A 14,530-nucleotide genomic window follows, 5' to 3' on the forward strand; every position below is an offset into this window, starting at 1 on the left:
CCATGTCAAAAACAAGAGTCATGCGCCTGCCTTACATCGGAATGTCGGTTTCATCAAGCAAGATAGAGTCAGATCAACTGATACCGGCAGGTGAAAGATACAGACAGAGTTGTCGGACTCGAAATCCCATGCAAGAGTGGACATAGCAGTATAGGAAACGCAAAACACCGTGACAGAATTTCAAACTCTTCTGACTCAGATACAGGTTTTTCTGGCAAATTTGCTTTTGCCGTCGAGGCTTTACCAGATCGCGATTGCGATCGCTCTTTTCGCCGTTGCGCAGATGATAAATATGTTTATCGCGCCGCGTCTTCACGCGTGGATGCGCAATCTTGAAGACAGACCAAAATGGCAGTTGCGCTGGCTGGTTGTTCTGCACCGAAGGCTGTACCTGATTATTTTTGTATTGCTGATCTGGACCGTGATCGCCTTCATGCGCGAAGTGCTGAACACGTTCCCATCACGCACTTTCTTGTTGTCTATCATCGGCACAATCGCCGTTGCGTGGTTGGCCATCGCGATGATCGCCCGCCTGATACGAAATCGGTTCATGCGGCGTCTGGCGACATGGGGGGGGTGGGCCTATGTGACGCTCTATTATCTGGGTTTCATCGAGGCAACCTCAGATCTGCTAGACAATGTTGCAATAGAGTTTGGTGATTTCCGATTGTCCGCCTTTGGCATTTTGAAGGCGCTGGTTGTAACCGGGTTATTGTTCTTTTTTGCGCGTCTTATTTCGACCCAGTCAAAAAGTCAGATCGAAAAGAACCAGGACATCTCACCTTCGATGCGGGTTCTTATGGTCAAGTTCCTGCAAATCGTATTATACGGCGCCGCCTTTTTCATCGGTTTGAAAGCTGTCGGATTTGACCTGACAGGTCTTGCAGTTCTGTCTGGTGCGATTGGTGTCGGTCTTGGTTTTGGATTGCAAAAGGTGGTCTCAAACCTCGTTTCCGGGGTGATCATCCTGCTCGATAAATCCATCAAACCCGGCGACGTTATCAGCCTTGGTGAAACCTTCGGCTGGATCAATTCACTGGGCGCGCGTTATGTTTCTGTCGTCACACGCGACGGGCGGGAATACCTTATTCCAAACGAAGACCTGATCACCAATCAGGTGGTCAACTGGTCTCATTCGAATGATTTTGTGCGGTTGGATATCTTTTTTGGCGTCGCTTACGGCGATGACCCACATAAAGTGCGGGCCTTGGCGATCGAGGCCGCGTCCGCAGTAGGGCGCATTCTTACGACGAAACCGCCGGTTTGCCATATCGTTGGGTTCGGTGACAGTTCGGTCGACTACATCCTTCGGTTCTGGATAACCGATCCGACTGCGGGGCTGACCAACGTGCGTGGCGCCGTTTACCTGGCACTATGGGATAAATTTAAGGAGAACGACATCTCCATCCCATTCCCCCAAAGAGAAGTTCGCATGTTGCCGGATGAGATGGAAAAACCGCCAAAACCGCTTGACTAACCTGCCACGAAATCCCTGAGTGTGCTGTGTATGGAACACAAGATTATAACCTGATCATGAGCAATCCAATTCTCAATCTCGGCGCAACAGAACTCGGCACGGCAATTCGTACCGGCACTCTGACTGTCGAAGATGTTGTGTCAGCCTACCTTGATCAAATTGACGCATCGAACACCGCAATTAATGCAATCATATCACTTCGCCCGCGTGATGAAATCATGGCAGAAGCTTCTGAAATGGGCAACTCTGACCCGGCCGGTGCGCTTCACGGTCTGCCTATAGCTGTAAAAGATCTTGCCGATACGAAAGACCTGCGCACCACGCACGGTTCACCTATTTTTAAAGATCATATTCCTAAAGCCGACAGCCTGATGGTCAGCCGTCTGCGTCAGGCCGGTGCTCTGATCATCGGCAAGACCAACACACCCGAATTTGGACTTGGGTCACATACTTACAATCCCGTCAGCGGGCCAACCCGCAACCCATATGATCTGACCCGCTCTGCTGGCGGCTCAAGCGGAGGTGCGGGTGCTGCCCTTGCGGCGCGGATGGTGCCGCTTGCTGACGGGTCGGACATGATGGGGTCGCTGCGCAATCCTGCGGGGTGGAACAACGTTTATGGGTTTCGGCCAAGCTATGGGCTCGTTCCGCCAAACCCGGTGGGCGAGGTGTTTCTGCATCAACTTTCAACCGCTGGCCCAATGGCGCGGTCTGTTGAGGATCTGGAGCTTTTGTTGCGGGTTATGGCCGGGCCTGACCCACGCAGCCCACATTCAGGCGCAACGTTCGCGCAAATGGATGCGAGATCGGCCAAGGGAACACGCATTGGCTGGATCGGAGATTGGGGCGGGTATTTCCCGATGGAGCCGGGTGTTCTGAATCTTTGTGAAAATGGCCTAACGACATTGGCTGATCTCGGCTGCGATATCGAAACGATAAAACCTGAGTTTTCACCGGAAAAACTTTGGCAGTCGTGGATCACACTGCGCAGTTGGGACATTGCCGGATCATACAGCTACCTCTACGAAAACCCCGAAACGCGTGATCTGTTGAAACCTGAACTTATCTGGGAAATCGAATTGGGCCTCTCGCTCTCGGCGCAAGAGATAAACAATGCCAGTGACATTCGGTCTGACTGGTTCAGAGCGGTCGCAACCATGACCGATGTCGACATTCTGGCTTTGCCCAGCGCGCAGATTTTCCCATTCGACGTCACGCTGGACTGGCCTAAGGAAATCGCCGGTCGCAGGATGGATACGTATCATCGCTGGATGGAAGTCGTAATTCCTGCGTCGCTGATCGGACTACCTGCATTGTCCGTTCCCGTTGGTTTTAATCAAATTAGCCTGCCTATGGGCCTGCAACTGATCGGGCATAGAGGCTCGGATGCCAGGGTCCTCGGGCTTGGGCATGCCTATCATCAAAGAACACTCTGGCCACAAAAGCACACCCCGGTGTTGGGGTAACTTCGTTTTGAGGTCCGTCAGGACACCCAATCAAAGACGTACCCAGCGATCAACGAGCCGGTAACTGCCAGCGAAAGATACAACAGGAATGGTCTGATCCTCAGGACAGGGAAAATTGCCATTGCTCCCCAGATACTGACAACACCGCCTGAAACCAGAAACGCCATGGCTGCCCCTTGTGACATCCCGTGTTCCATTAAACCACGTGTCAGCGGAAGTGCGGCATAGCCATCCAGATACGCCGGGGCGCCAACAAAAACCGCAAACGGAATTGCCCACCAGACATCTTCGCCAACGTAGTCAGAAAGCGCTTCGGGTTGCAGAACCGCGTTCAAAGCATATTCCGCCGCAAAGGCAGGGATCAGGCAGATCAGAATGAGCTTTGTTGTCGCGATGAAATTGCGACGAAAAATTACCCTGCGTTCTGCATCACCCCAAATACCGGCTTTGAAAGACAAGGCTTTTGCACAGGCGTTTTCTGACAAATGACCAACGATACGGTTGCTGCGCAGAGATGTCTTATACCAGTCGCGGTCTGAAAACCCCAACGTAACGACCCCCCCGAAAAGGCCCAGACCAAAGGCTGCAAGCGTTTTGCCAACCGCGAAACTTATACCCAGAGTCGCCGCAGTTGTCGCCAACATCGCAGGGTCGGTGACCGGCGAAGACAGCCAGAACGCCATTACGGGCGCAAGCGGCACACCTGCCGCCAGAAGGCCAGCCATCAAGGGAAGGACAGTGACGCCACAGACCGGCGTGATCGCCCCAATCGCTGATGCTGCAACGATCGCGTAAAGCAAGCGCCCTTCGAAAGCGCGGGCAATGTAAGAATCTGCACCGCTGGCAATAATCCATGCTGCAAGCACGATTCCCGGGATGACCAATGGGGCGACCAGCACCATGCTTTCCGCAACAAACCAAGTCATATCCAAGATTGATCGCGGCCAAATCAGGAGCGAGATGCAGAAAATTACACCCAAGATCAACGAGATCATCGACAGGTTCAAAGAACGGCTTGGAATTTTTGTTTGATCTGACATCGCGCACCTCTGTTTCGGTATTCGACATATAGATCTCGCGTAACTATATGAGAAACGAGTAATACAAAGCCCAGACATGAGGTTTTTAAATGGATCATCTGAACAGTGACTTGCTTCGCACCTTTCTGGCCATTGCTGACACTGGCAGTTTTACGGAAGGTGCAGCGCGTATTTACCGGTCGCAATCTGCGGCGAGCCTCCAGATAAAGCGGCTTGAAGAAATCGTTCGCCAACCCGTTTTTGAACGGCACGGTCGTGGGGTTGTCCTTACCCCTGCCGGAGAGCAGTTGGTACCTGTGGCACGTGATGTAACCGGTATTCTTGAGTCAACGCTGCGTGAACTGACATCCGATGATCTGCATGGAAAACTCAGACTTGGGATACCCGACGACCAAAGCAGAGATACAATTTCGCGAATTGTCGGTGAGTTTGCGCAGTTGCATCCCTCTGTCGAACTGAACGTGACCTGTGCAATTAGCAGTGGGTTTCCAAAAGCCATAGAGAATGGCGCGCTTGATCTTGCGGTTTATGAAGTTGAACACCTGCACGAAGGGGTTGAACTGCTGGCAGAAGAAACAACACATTGGATGGTGTCACGCTACCACGATCTTTTATCGCGAGATGTTATTCCTGTCGCATTGTTTGACCGGGACTGCTGGTGGCGGGATGCTGCTCTCAATTCGCTAAACGAACTTGGTCGGCCTTTCCGCATCGTGTTTTCAAGCCAAAGCGTCACAGGTGTCGCTGCGTCTATCGAAGCAGGTATCGCGATCGGCCTGCTAGCGAAGTCGTCACAAAGTGCAAGCCTGAGACTTTTGGCGCCAAACGAAGGATTCTCTGAGATGCCGGCTTCCAAACTGGTGCTTGCAAATTGCAAAACCGCGAATGGCCCGGCATTCACCGCAATGAAAACCGCCATACGAAACGCTTTCAACACAATGTGACAGAGTTTGTTTCTTTGTTTTCGAAACACGTAAGTGTGCTGATTCCCATCAATGGAACACGAAAAAATTCTTTAGGTCGTTAATGGGGAAGGTCAATTTTTTCTATTTTTACCAGTAGCTTAAACTGAAAAGACACCCCGGAAAACAAAATTTTAGCGTCGCGCAACCGTGCATTGAGCTTTACCAAATGCAGTGATACCTTTTTCTTATGCTCAGCGCCGGAGCATGTCGGCGCGCTGAAAGGAGGACATTGTCCTGTCTCACTCTGTAAACGCGGCTGGTAGATCGGCCGCACCGGACGCGCCAATGACTGGCACGCCGGCGGATATATCAAGCGAAGAACTGCTTGAACAAATTCTTTCCTCTCTCAACGATGACAAGGCTGAGGACATTGTGTCCATCGACCTGCGCGGCAAATCCGAAATTGCCGACTATATGGTCGTTTGCTCTGGCCGTTCGACACGTCAGGTTTCCGCAATCTCGGAAAAACTGGTCGACCGGTTGAAACAGCGCTTTGCACGTCTTTCAAAGACCGAGGGCAAGGATCAGGGCGATTGGGTTTTAATCGACACCGGAGATGTGATTGTGCATATCTTCCGCCCCGAAGTTCGCGAGTTCTACCAGCTTGAAAAGTTGTGGCAAAGCCCTAGCCCGCAAAACTGATGCGGGTTCACATTTGCGCAGTTGGCCGCCTTCGGGCGGGGCCGGAGCGCGAGCTTATAGAAGATTATTTCACCAGATTTGACCGTACTGGCCGCGCGCTCGGGCTCGGGCCGGTCACGTTGCATGAAGTCGAAGATAAAAAGGGTGGTGGGCAGGTCACCGAAGCTCTGCTGCTTGAACGGGCGATACCGGAGCGCGCGACAATCTGTGCGTTGGACGAACGTGGCAAAGGGCTAAGCTCACCCCAATTTGCAACGCAAATGGCGCAGTGGCGCGACAATGGATGCAGCGATCTGGCGTTTGTTATCGGTGGGGCTGATGGTATCGCACCAGACCTTCGGTCCCGTGCAGACTTTAAACTTTCGTTTGGTGCAATGGTTTGGCCGCATATGTTGGCGCGTGTCATGTTGTCAGAACAACTCTATCGCGCCGCCACAATTCTTGCAGGATCGCCCTATCACCGAAGCTAATTCAGCTTTCAGCTTGTTCTTGCGTCGATGTTAGCGAAAACAACAATTTAGCCAGTTGCAGAACAAACCTGAAACCTTGCTCTTTCACCGCCTCACCCATAGATAGAGGGCGAGCAGAAGACGGACCTTATAATGAACACGCCTAAACCTGTCGTTCTATGCATTCTTGATGGATGGGGCAGTCGCGCTGAGACCGATGCGAATGCACCTGCATTGGCAAATACCCCTAATTTTGACGAGGTGATGGCCACTTGCCCAAACGCAACGTTGCTTACACATGGGCCTGACGTTGGCCTTCCAAGCGGACAGATGGGGAATTCGGAAGTTGGTCATACAAACATTGGTGCCGGACGTGTCGTTGCAATGGACCTCGGACAGATTGACCTAGCCATTGAAGACGGATCGTACTTTGAAAACAAAGCTCTTTTGGACTTTATTGCCAAACTAAAAGAAACCGGGGGAACCGCTCACCTGCTTGGTCTTGTGTCAGATGGCGGCGTTCATGGCCATATCTCGCATATAAAAGCGACGGTTCGTGTGCTTACGGATGCTGGCATACCTGTTGCGCTTCACGCAATAACGGATGGTCGCGATGTGGCCCCAAAATCAGCTTATGGGTACCTCGGTGATCTGGCGGGCAGCCTTCCTTCTAATGCAAAAATCGTAACCGTTGTCGGCCGATATTTTGCGTTTGACCGCGATCACAGATGGGAGCGTGTCAGTGAGGCATATCATGCGATTGTCAGGGCAAAAGGTCCGGTTTCAAAAGACGCACATTCCGCAGTAACGGCCGCGTATAACAGAAGCGAAAGTGACGAATTTATCAGCGCAACGGTCATCGGAGACTACGCAGGAATCAAAGACGGAGATGGCATTTTCTGTCTTAACTTTCGCTCTGACCGCGCGCGTGAAATTCTTGCGGCCATAGGTGACCCAGAGTTTGATGGCTTCGAGACAGGTCTGCGGCCAAAACTGGCCGCGTTCCTCGGGATGGTCGATTATTCAGACAGCCACCGAACTTTCATGACGACTTGTTTTCCCAAACGCGAGATCGTGAACACGCTTGGTGCCTGGGTTGCAAAGCACGGGTTAAAACAATTTCGCCTCGCCGAGACGGAGAAGTATCCGCATGTGACCTTCTTTTTGAACGGCGGCGTTGAGGTGCCGGAAAAGGGTGAGGATCGCTTTATGCCAAAATCCCCAAAGGTAGCGACTTACGACCTGCAACCTGAAATGTCGGCCCCTGAAGTCACCAAAAAATTTGTCGAGGTCATCGAAGCTGGTTACGATCTGATCGTTACGAATTATGCGAACCCGGATATGGTTGGCCATACCGGAAGCCTTGAAGCCGCAATCAAAGCCTGCGAGACCGTTGATCTTGGGCTTGGCCGGGTGCTGAAAGCCTTAAAGCAAGCGGGTGGGGCAATGATAGTGACCGCAGACCACGGCAATTGCGAAGTCATGGTTGACCCGGCAACGGGTGGTCCACACACGTCACACACAACGAACCCGGTTCCTGTTGCCTTGGTCGGAGGCCCTGAGGGCGTCACTTTGCGAAATGGGCGGCTTGCAGATATCGCACCAACACTTCTGGAATTGATGGGTCTGCCAAAGCCTGATGAAATGACCGGGGAAAGCCTGATTGCCCGATGAGAAAAATGCGTGGCATTTTCCTGGCCGTTTTGATGGCCCTGACCTCCCCTTTCTCAGCCGGGGCCGAGACGGACCCATCTCTGATCGCCCGCCGTGCTGCGGGCCAGCTTGAAGCCGCCTCTGTTGCGTTGCAGGAAGCAGAGGGCGCAAGAGACCGTGTTGCCGCGCTAACCCAAACGATACACGCTTATGAAGAAGGGCTTGTTGCGCTGCGTCAGGGCCTGCGTCAGGCCGCAATCCGCGAAGCTGCCATCCGGCTGGAGTTTGATTCAAGGCGTGATCGGGTTTCCCGACTTTTGGGGGTTCTGCAAACAATGCAGAACTCGCCCACGCCCCTTCTTTTGATGCACCCTTCGGGACCGGTTGGCACCGCGCGGTCTGGTATGATCCTTGCGGAAGTGACACCTGCAATTCAGGCGCAGGCAGAAGACCTCAGATATCAACTAGAGGAACTTTCGCTGTTACGCGCGCTGCAGGAAAGCGCCGCAGACACATTGAATGAGGGGCTTCAAGGAGCGCAAAACGCGCGAACTGCGCTTTCGCAGGCGGTTTCAGACAGAACAGAGCTGCCGCGCCGCTTTACAGAAGATCCGGCACAATTGCAGAGCTTGCTAGAAGGAAGCGAAACGCTTGAAGGGTTCGCTGGGGGTCTCGCATCCCTGCCAGAAAGTGACAAGGCGATCCCGATTCCCGATTTCGAACTTGGTCAGGGCAATCTTCCGCTACCCGTCTCGGGAACTTTGCTTCGGGGATACAACGAAGCCGATGCTGCAGGAATTCGCCGCCCCGGCTTTCTTATTGCGACATTACCTCTCTCTATCGTCACTGCTCCGTGGCCGGCCACAATCAGATATCGTGGACCGTTGCTTGACTACGGAAACGTGATGATACTTGAGCCGCATCAAGACTATCTAATGGTGTTTGCGGGCCTCGGGCGTGTTTATGGTGAAGTCGGTGAAGTGGTCTCTGCCGGTGCGCCTCTTGGGTTGATGGGCGGCAGTTCTGAAGGAATTGAAGCGTTTTTGCCAAATAGTGCTGATGGTGCTGGTGCTGACCGGACAGAAACGCTTTATATAGAGATAAGAAATGGGCAAAGCCCGGTGGACCCGTCAGGCTGGTTCAATCTGAACAAGGATTAGAATGCGATGAAGAAATTTGTGATGGCCGCAATTGGTGGCACCTTGGCCGGGGTTGTAGCGACCACCCAGATTGCCGGTCCTTTGATTGCACAAGAAACCACTCGTAACACCAACGTTTATGAACAGCTGGATCTTTTTGGCGATATTTTTGAACGCATTCGCGCACAGTACGTCGAAGAGGTGGACGAAGCTGACCTGATCGAAGCCGCGATAAACGGAATGCTGTCGTCACTTGATCCGCATTCAAGTTATCTGCCCCCTGCTGATTTTGATGACATGCAGGTGCAAACACGTGGAGAATTTGGCGGCCTTGGGATCGAAGTGACCCAGGAAGAAGGCTTTGTCAAAGTCGTCTCGCCAATTGACGGAACACCTGCCGATGCCGCTGGAATGGAATCTGGTGATTTCATAACCCACGTAGATGGCGAAAGTCTGCTGGGTCTGACCCTTGATCAGGCTGTTGAAATGATGCGTGGTCCGGTTGGTTCTGAAATCATTATTACTGTCGTTCGTGAAGGAGCGGATGAACCGTTTGATGTTTCCATCATCCGCGACACAATCAAACTAACAGCAGTGCGCGCACGCACTGAAGGCGATACAGTTGTTCTTCGCGTCTCAACCTTCAATGACCAGACCTATAGCAACCTGAAAAACGGGCTCGAAAAAGAAATCGAAGCTGCGGGTGGGATCGATAATATCAACGGTGTGGTTGTTGACTTGCGAAACAACCCCGGCGGCCTGCTCAATCAGGCGATCCGGGTGTCTGATGCGTTCCTTGATGCAGGTGAGATCGTATCAACCCGCGGCCGTGCACCTGAAGACGGAGAACGGTTCAACGCCTCTGCGGGCGATCTGGCGCAGGGCAAGCCGATTGTCGTTCTGATTAACGGTGGGTCTGCTTCGGCTTCTGAAATTGTGGCCGGTGCGCTGCAAGATCACCGCCGTGCAATCGTGGTTGGCACAAAGAGCTTTGGGAAAGGGTCTGTCCAGACCGTTATGCCATTGCGCGGCGACGGTGCCATGCGCCTGACAACCGCGCGCTACTACACACCTTCAGGCCGTTCGATCCAAGCTTTGGGCGTGGAGCCAAACGTTGTTGTTCCACAACCCCGCAGACAGCCTGAAAATGACGAGGACGAAAGTGCAACACCGCGCACCCGTACAGAGGCGGACCTGCGTGGCAGCCTCGACAATGACTCGTTCACCGAAGAAGAACGCCGGTTGCTGGAAGAAGAGCGCGCGCGCGTTGAAGCCGCAGCTGAACTTCGTGAGGAGGATTTTCAACTGTCTTATGCAATCGACCTGCTGACGGGGCTATCGGCCCTAGCATCTGCAACCGAATAAGGAAAAGGGGCCGGTTGTAAAACCGGCCCTCCTTCTACCATCATGAAACCAGATGACATTTCTGCCCTTCCCTATCGCCCCTGCGTCGGAGTGATGCTCGTAAATTCTGCTGGCCTGATCTTCGCTGGCCAACGGATTGATAGCGAATTGCCAGCGTGGCAGATGCCTCAGGGTGGAATCGACGACGGTGAAGACCCGCAGGATGCGGCGATGCGTGAATTGTGGGAAGAAACCGGTGTAACCACTGATCTGGTTTCAGTCAGGGCACAGACAGATGATTGGCTGACGTACGAACTGCCGCACAACATCATACCCAGAATTTGGAAGGGACGGTTCAAAGGGCAAAAGCAATTGTGGTTCCTGCTTCAATTCTTGGGTCAAGATGCCGACATCCAAATTGAAACCGACCACCCGGAATTTTCAGAATGGCGCTGGATTGGCCCGGATGAAATGCTGGAAAGCATCGTGCCGTTTAAACGAGATTTGTACAGACAGGTGATTGATGCTTTTCGCAACCACCTGAACAGCGACCGTTAGTCAGCGATTTTTATGCGCTCTGCTAGCGCAATCGCCGCAGAATATCGTATGACGCATAGCCATCCGGAATCATCCCGACAGAACTCTGAAACCTTCTGATCGCTGCAATTGTGTTTGGCCCGATGATGCCGTCAACACCGTCGGTGTTGAACCCGGCAGCGGTCAGCATCCGCTGCATTTCCTGTTTCTCGGAAAACCGCAATGGCCTGTCGCCACGTGGCCAGTCTGATCGTAGTGGCCCTGCCCCAGCAATCCGATCCGACAAGTGCCCAACGCCGATAACGTAGGCATCGGCTGTATTATACCGCTCTATCACGTGAAAATTCTGAAAGATCATAAAGGCGGCACCCTGCGCACCCGCTGGTAACAAGATAGAGGCACGCCCGTGTTCAGGTATTCGATTGCCGTTTGCATCCCTGATGCCCAGCGCCATCCATTCACGAACCGGTTTCTTTATCCTTTCACCCGTCAGGCCATAATTAAACCCGCGCGGAAGCTGTACCTCTACACCCCAAGGCTGGCCCTTGGTCCACCCAAACCGTGCAAGATAAGCCGCAGTAGACGCCAGAGCGTCGGCAGGATTGTCGGACCAGATATCACGCTTACCGTCACCGGTAAAATCCTGCGCATAAGCAAGATAACTGGTTGGTATGAACTGTGTATGTCCCATGGCCCCCGCCCAGGAACCCGTCATCTGTTTCGGGCGTACATCACCGGACTGAATGATTTTCAACGCCGCAATCAGCTGCGATTCAAAGAACCGGCCACGCCGCCCATCAAAGGCAAGCGTCGCCAACGATTCGATCAGCGGCTCACTGCCGCGATACTCTCCATACGCGCTTTCCAACCCCCAAATCGCGGCGACAACTTCCTTTTCAACGCCGTAGCGCGCTTCAATCTGTTCAAGTAAGCGGCGATGCTGGCGCACGGCCGCGCGCCCATTGTTTACGCGCGTATCCGAAGCTGCACTATCCAGATATTCCCAAATCTGTTTGGTGAATTCAGATTGATTGCGGTCTTTCTGGATCACTCCGGTGTTGTACTGAACACCCCGGAAAGCGGCGTCAAACGTCTGGGACGTGATACCTGCCGCTACCGCGCGAGACCGAAAACTTCTGATCCAGCGTTGAAACCCTGCATTGCCGACTGCGGGCTGCACCTGAACACTCTCTTCTCTCTGAGGGCGTGCGGCAGGGCGCGGAAGCGCGATCACACCTGACGTTGCGACTGTTGCGACAACAGTTTCACCTGCAACAACAGGCCGCTCGACGGGCCGCTTTGAAACCTCGACAGCTAGGCCAGATGCCCCAGCCACTACGGCTGGCAACAAGCCCGCAACAAACCCGAAGATCATTACCCAATTGCGCAATTTGACACCTGTATGTTTTTGTTCTTTTACTAAGTGTACCCTGTCTGAAACCCATCGAAAAGCACCCTGATAAAAACGCGCAGGCTTTCGCCGGAGCTAGCCACGCCGTTTGCGCGCAACTTTCTTTTTTATCTTGGCTGACTTCTTCTGTGACCGGTTCGTTGCACGTCCCTTGTAGCTGCCACGCCCCCCGGCCTGGCCCCTTGGCAAGGCCTTGCCCGCCACTTCGACCAATTCCAGCAAGAGACCCCCGGTTACCGGTGCGGCCTCTGACAGCCGAACCAGCACGCGCGTGCCAATTCCAAGCTTGAGGCCGGAATGTTCACCCGTCAAAGTCTGCTCTTCGGCATCGAAATGGAAAAACTCACGTCCGAGCGTTCGTACAGGAATGAGCCCGTCTGCCCCGGTCTCATCCAGACGCACAAAGGCGCCAAACCGTGCGATTCCCGAGATGCGACCGGGAAACTCTGTTCCGACACGCTCTGATAGATACGCCGCTAAATAGCGGTCTGTGGTGTCCCGTTCCGCCATCATACTGCGGCGTTCGGTTTCTGAAATATGCGTACCTGTTTCGGCGAGATTTTGCACGTCAGCATCGGTGAGCCCGTCATCACCCCAACCATGTGCCCTGATAATTGCACGGTGCACGACAAGGTCCGCGTACCGCCGGATAGGTGAGGTGAAATGCGCATACGCGCGCAACGCCAAACCAAAATGCCCAAAGTTTTCAGGTGCGTAATAGGCCTGTGTCATAGATCGCAGAGTGGCCATATTGATCAGTTCATCCTGATCGGTGCCTTCTGCTTCCTTCAGCAATCGGTTCAAATGCGCCGTTTTCAATACCTGTCCCTTGGCGAGGGTCAGGCCAGAGGCCTGTGCAACCTCGCGCAGACTATCCAGCTTTTCAGGGCTGGGCTCTTCATGCACCCGGAAAATCAGGGGTTGGCGTTTTTTGATCAGCTCTTCGGCGGCGGCAACATTCGCAAGCACCATGAATTCTTCGATCAGGCGATGTGCGTCCAACCGTTCGTAGAAGTTGACGGAGGCGACTTTGCCATCGTCACTTATAACAACGCGACGCTCTGGCAAATCAAGGTCAAGCGGTTGGCGTTCCGCACGCGCCTTTTTTGTCGCTTCATAGGCGGCATAAAGTGGTTTTAGAACCGGTTCCACCAAAGCTTCGGTTTTCTCGTTTGCGTCACCATCAATCGCGGTCTGAACTTCATGATAGTGAAGCGATGCCACAGATTTCATGAGACCCCGTGTAAACCGATGACTAATTTTGTGGCCGCTCGAATCTAAAACCATTCGCACGGCCATACAGGCACGTGGCACCCCTTCGTGCAAACTACATAGATCGCCGGACAGGTGATCGGGCAGCATAGGCACCACCCGATCCGGGAAGTAGGTTGAATTGCCGCGTTTACGGGCCTCGCAGTCTAATGCCGAACCGGGCGTGACATAGTGAGCAACATCTGCGATAGCCACCCAAACAACATGACCACCCTTGTTCTTTGGGTCGTCATCCGCGTGCGCATAGCAGGCATCATCACGGTCGCGCGCGTCGGTCGGGTCAATCGTGATCAGGGGAAGATCACGCAGGTCCTCACGTTTACCGAGCGGCACAGGTTTCGCATTGTCTGACTCTGCAACGACATCATCAGGGAAATCGTCGGGAATACCATGCTGGTGAATAGCGATCAGCGAAACAGCCTTTGGTGCTGTCGGGTCCCCCAGACGGCTTATGATACGCGCTGAAGGAAGGCCCATCCGGTTCTTTGGCCCGGCCTGTTCAGCCTCGACCAGTTCGCCGTCTTTCGCGCTAAGGCTTGCACCTGGCGTGACACGCCATTCCTTGTCACTGCCTTTCTCGATTGGCAGAACGCGTCCGCCTTCAGCCCCTTTCCTGAAAACGCCCAATATCCGGTGCGGGTTCGTTCCGATCCTGCGGATCAGCCGCGCTTCGTACTGATGCGCTTCTCCGCTTACTTCGCTTAGACGTGCTAATATTCTGTCGCCTTCACCCAACGCAGGATCAGACTCACGCGCAACGAACAAAACCTTTGGTTCGGGGCTATCGCTGATCCACTCAAGTGGACGCGCGTATAGGTCACCATCCTCAGAAGGGGCCATTATCTGTAAAACAGAAACTGGCGGCAGCCTATCCGGATCACGATAAGAGTGTTTTCTTTTCTGAAGGTGTCCTTCGGACTCCAACTCTTTCAGTAAACGCTTCAGATCAATGCGCGCAGCACCCTTGATGCCAAAAGCACGGGCGATATCACGTTTATTGGTTTTGGTCGGGTTATCGGAAATCCATGCAAGAATTTCGTCTTTTGTCGGTATGCGCATCATGAAACCCGATTAACACGCCGCTGCTGCGACGTCATTGCAAATCGGTCTGTTACAGATCGCCTCTTTTGACTTT

12 protein-coding genes are annotated in these 14,530 nt (G+C 53.4%); 9 read left to right on the forward strand and 3 right to left on the reverse strand.

What is annotated here, in order from left to right; all coding sequences use genetic code 11:
- Positions 1-169 precede the first annotated feature (169 nt).
- Both MWU63_RS14360 and MWU63_RS14365 read left to right on the forward strand, forming a co-directional pair.
- A complete protein-coding gene (locus tag MWU63_RS14360) occupies positions 170-1,477 on the forward strand; it encodes a mechanosensitive ion channel domain-containing protein (RefSeq protein WP_247078480.1) in 1,308 nt (435 codons plus the stop codon).
- 56 nt (positions 1,478-1,533) lie between these two features.
- Positions 1,534-2,943 (forward strand): amidase, encoded by a 1,410-nt coding sequence (locus MWU63_RS14365; RefSeq protein WP_213890477.1) that lies wholly within the window; start codon positions 1,534-1,536, stop codon positions 2,941-2,943.
- A 17-nt stretch (positions 2,944-2,960) separates the two neighbouring features.
- On the opposite strand, the gene MWU63_RS14370 is transcribed toward MWU63_RS14365, so the two are convergent.
- Positions 2,961-3,983, reverse strand: a complete 1,023-nt coding sequence (locus tag MWU63_RS14370) for a permease (RefSeq protein WP_213890478.1) — start codon at positions 3,981-3,983, stop codon at positions 2,961-2,963.
- 89 nt (positions 3,984-4,072) lie between these two features.
- Between MWU63_RS14370 and MWU63_RS14375 the strand changes: the two genes are divergently transcribed.
- The 7 genes from MWU63_RS14375 to MWU63_RS14405 all read left to right on the forward strand — a co-directional run bounded on the left by MWU63_RS14375 (position 4,073) and on the right by MWU63_RS14405 (position 10,733).
- Positions 4,073-4,927 (forward strand): LysR substrate-binding domain-containing protein, encoded by an 855-nt coding sequence (locus MWU63_RS14375; protein ID WP_213890479.1) that lies wholly within the window; start codon positions 4,073-4,075, stop codon positions 4,925-4,927.
- 249 nt (positions 4,928-5,176) lie between these two features.
- The gene (gene rsfS / locus MWU63_RS14380) at positions 5,177-5,590 is read left to right on the forward strand and encodes a ribosome silencing factor (protein ID WP_343229467.1); all 414 of its coding nucleotides are present in this window, start codon (positions 5,177-5,179) and stop codon (positions 5,588-5,590) included.
- On the forward strand, positions 5,590-6,060 hold the full coding sequence (gene rlmH / locus MWU63_RS14385; RefSeq protein WP_213890481.1) for a 23S rRNA (pseudouridine(1915)-N(3))-methyltransferase RlmH: 471 nt from the start codon (positions 5,590-5,592) through the stop codon (positions 6,058-6,060). Before rsfS ends, rlmH begins: the two co-directional genes overlap by 1 nt.
- 132 nt (positions 6,061-6,192) lie before the next feature.
- Positions 6,193-7,713 (forward strand): 2,3-bisphosphoglycerate-independent phosphoglycerate mutase, encoded by a 1,521-nt coding sequence (gene gpmI, locus MWU63_RS14390; RefSeq protein ID WP_247078482.1) that lies wholly within the window; start codon positions 6,193-6,195, stop codon positions 7,711-7,713.
- A gap of 32 nt (positions 7,714-7,745) precedes the next feature.
- Positions 7,746-8,852 carry a peptidoglycan DD-metalloendopeptidase family protein gene (locus tag MWU63_RS14395; RefSeq protein ID WP_246531786.1) on the forward strand — a complete coding sequence of 369 codons (1,107 nt, stop codon included), beginning with the start codon at positions 7,746-7,748 and terminating at the stop codon, positions 8,850-8,852.
- Positions 8,853-8,858: 6 nt separating this feature from the next.
- Positions 8,859-10,196, forward strand: a complete 1,338-nt coding sequence (locus MWU63_RS14400) for a S41 family peptidase (protein WP_213890484.1) — start codon at positions 8,859-8,861, stop codon at positions 10,194-10,196.
- A 42-nt stretch (positions 10,197-10,238) separates the two neighbouring features.
- Complete coding sequence (locus MWU63_RS14405) at positions 10,239-10,733, forward strand: RNA pyrophosphohydrolase (RefSeq protein WP_247078484.1); 495 nt, start codon at positions 10,239-10,241, stop codon at positions 10,731-10,733.
- 22 nt (positions 10,734-10,755) lie between these two features.
- Here the strand turns inward: MWU63_RS14405 and MWU63_RS14410 are convergent, their stop codons facing one another.
- Both MWU63_RS14410 and rnr read right to left on the reverse strand, forming a co-directional pair.
- Complete coding sequence (locus tag MWU63_RS14410) at positions 10,756-12,087, reverse strand: lytic murein transglycosylase (protein ID WP_247078519.1); 1,332 nt, start codon at positions 12,085-12,087, stop codon at positions 10,756-10,758.
- 111 nt (positions 12,088-12,198) lie between these two features.
- Positions 12,199-14,457, reverse strand: coding sequence for a ribonuclease R (rnr, locus tag MWU63_RS14415; RefSeq protein WP_247078486.1), 2,259 nt, complete (start codon positions 14,455-14,457; stop codon positions 12,199-12,201).
- Positions 14,458-14,530 lie beyond the last annotated feature (73 nt).

It is taken from the genome of Pseudohalocynthiibacter sp. F2068 (assembly GCF_023015645.1).
GTDB lineage: Bacteria > Pseudomonadota > Alphaproteobacteria > Rhodobacterales > Rhodobacteraceae > Pseudohalocynthiibacter > Pseudohalocynthiibacter aestuariivivens.

Bases quoted from the DNA above. Each gene is read 5' to 3' on its own strand.
- MWU63_RS14400 (WP_213890484.1), top strand. From the start codon at position 8,859: ATGAAGAAATTTGTGATGGCCGCAATTGGTGGCACCTTGGCCGGGGTT.
- MWU63_RS14410 (WP_247078519.1), bottom strand. From the start codon at position 12,087: ATGATCTTCGGGTTTGTTGCGGGCTTGTTGCCAGCCGTAGTGGCTGGG.
- gpmI (WP_247078482.1), top strand. From the start codon at position 6,193: ATGAACACGCCTAAACCTGTCGTTCTATGCATTCTTGATGGATGGGGC.
- rnr (WP_247078486.1), bottom strand. From the start codon at position 14,457: ATGATGCGCATACCGACAAAAGACGAAATTCTTGCATGGATTTCCGAT.
- MWU63_RS14405 (WP_247078484.1), top strand. From the start codon at position 10,239: ATGAAACCAGATGACATTTCTGCCCTTCCCTATCGCCCCTGCGTCGGA.
- MWU63_RS14375 (WP_213890479.1), top strand. From the start codon at position 4,073: ATGGATCATCTGAACAGTGACTTGCTTCGCACCTTTCTGGCCATTGCT.
- rlmH (WP_213890481.1), top strand. From the start codon at position 5,590: ATGCGGGTTCACATTTGCGCAGTTGGCCGCCTTCGGGCGGGGCCGGAG.
- MWU63_RS14395 (WP_246531786.1), top strand. From the start codon at position 7,746: ATGGCCCTGACCTCCCCTTTCTCAGCCGGGGCCGAGACGGACCCATCT.
- MWU63_RS14370 (WP_213890478.1), bottom strand. From the start codon at position 3,983: ATGTCAGATCAAACAAAAATTCCAAGCCGTTCTTTGAACCTGTCGATG.
- MWU63_RS14365 (WP_213890477.1), top strand. From the start codon at position 1,534: ATGAGCAATCCAATTCTCAATCTCGGCGCAACAGAACTCGGCACGGCA.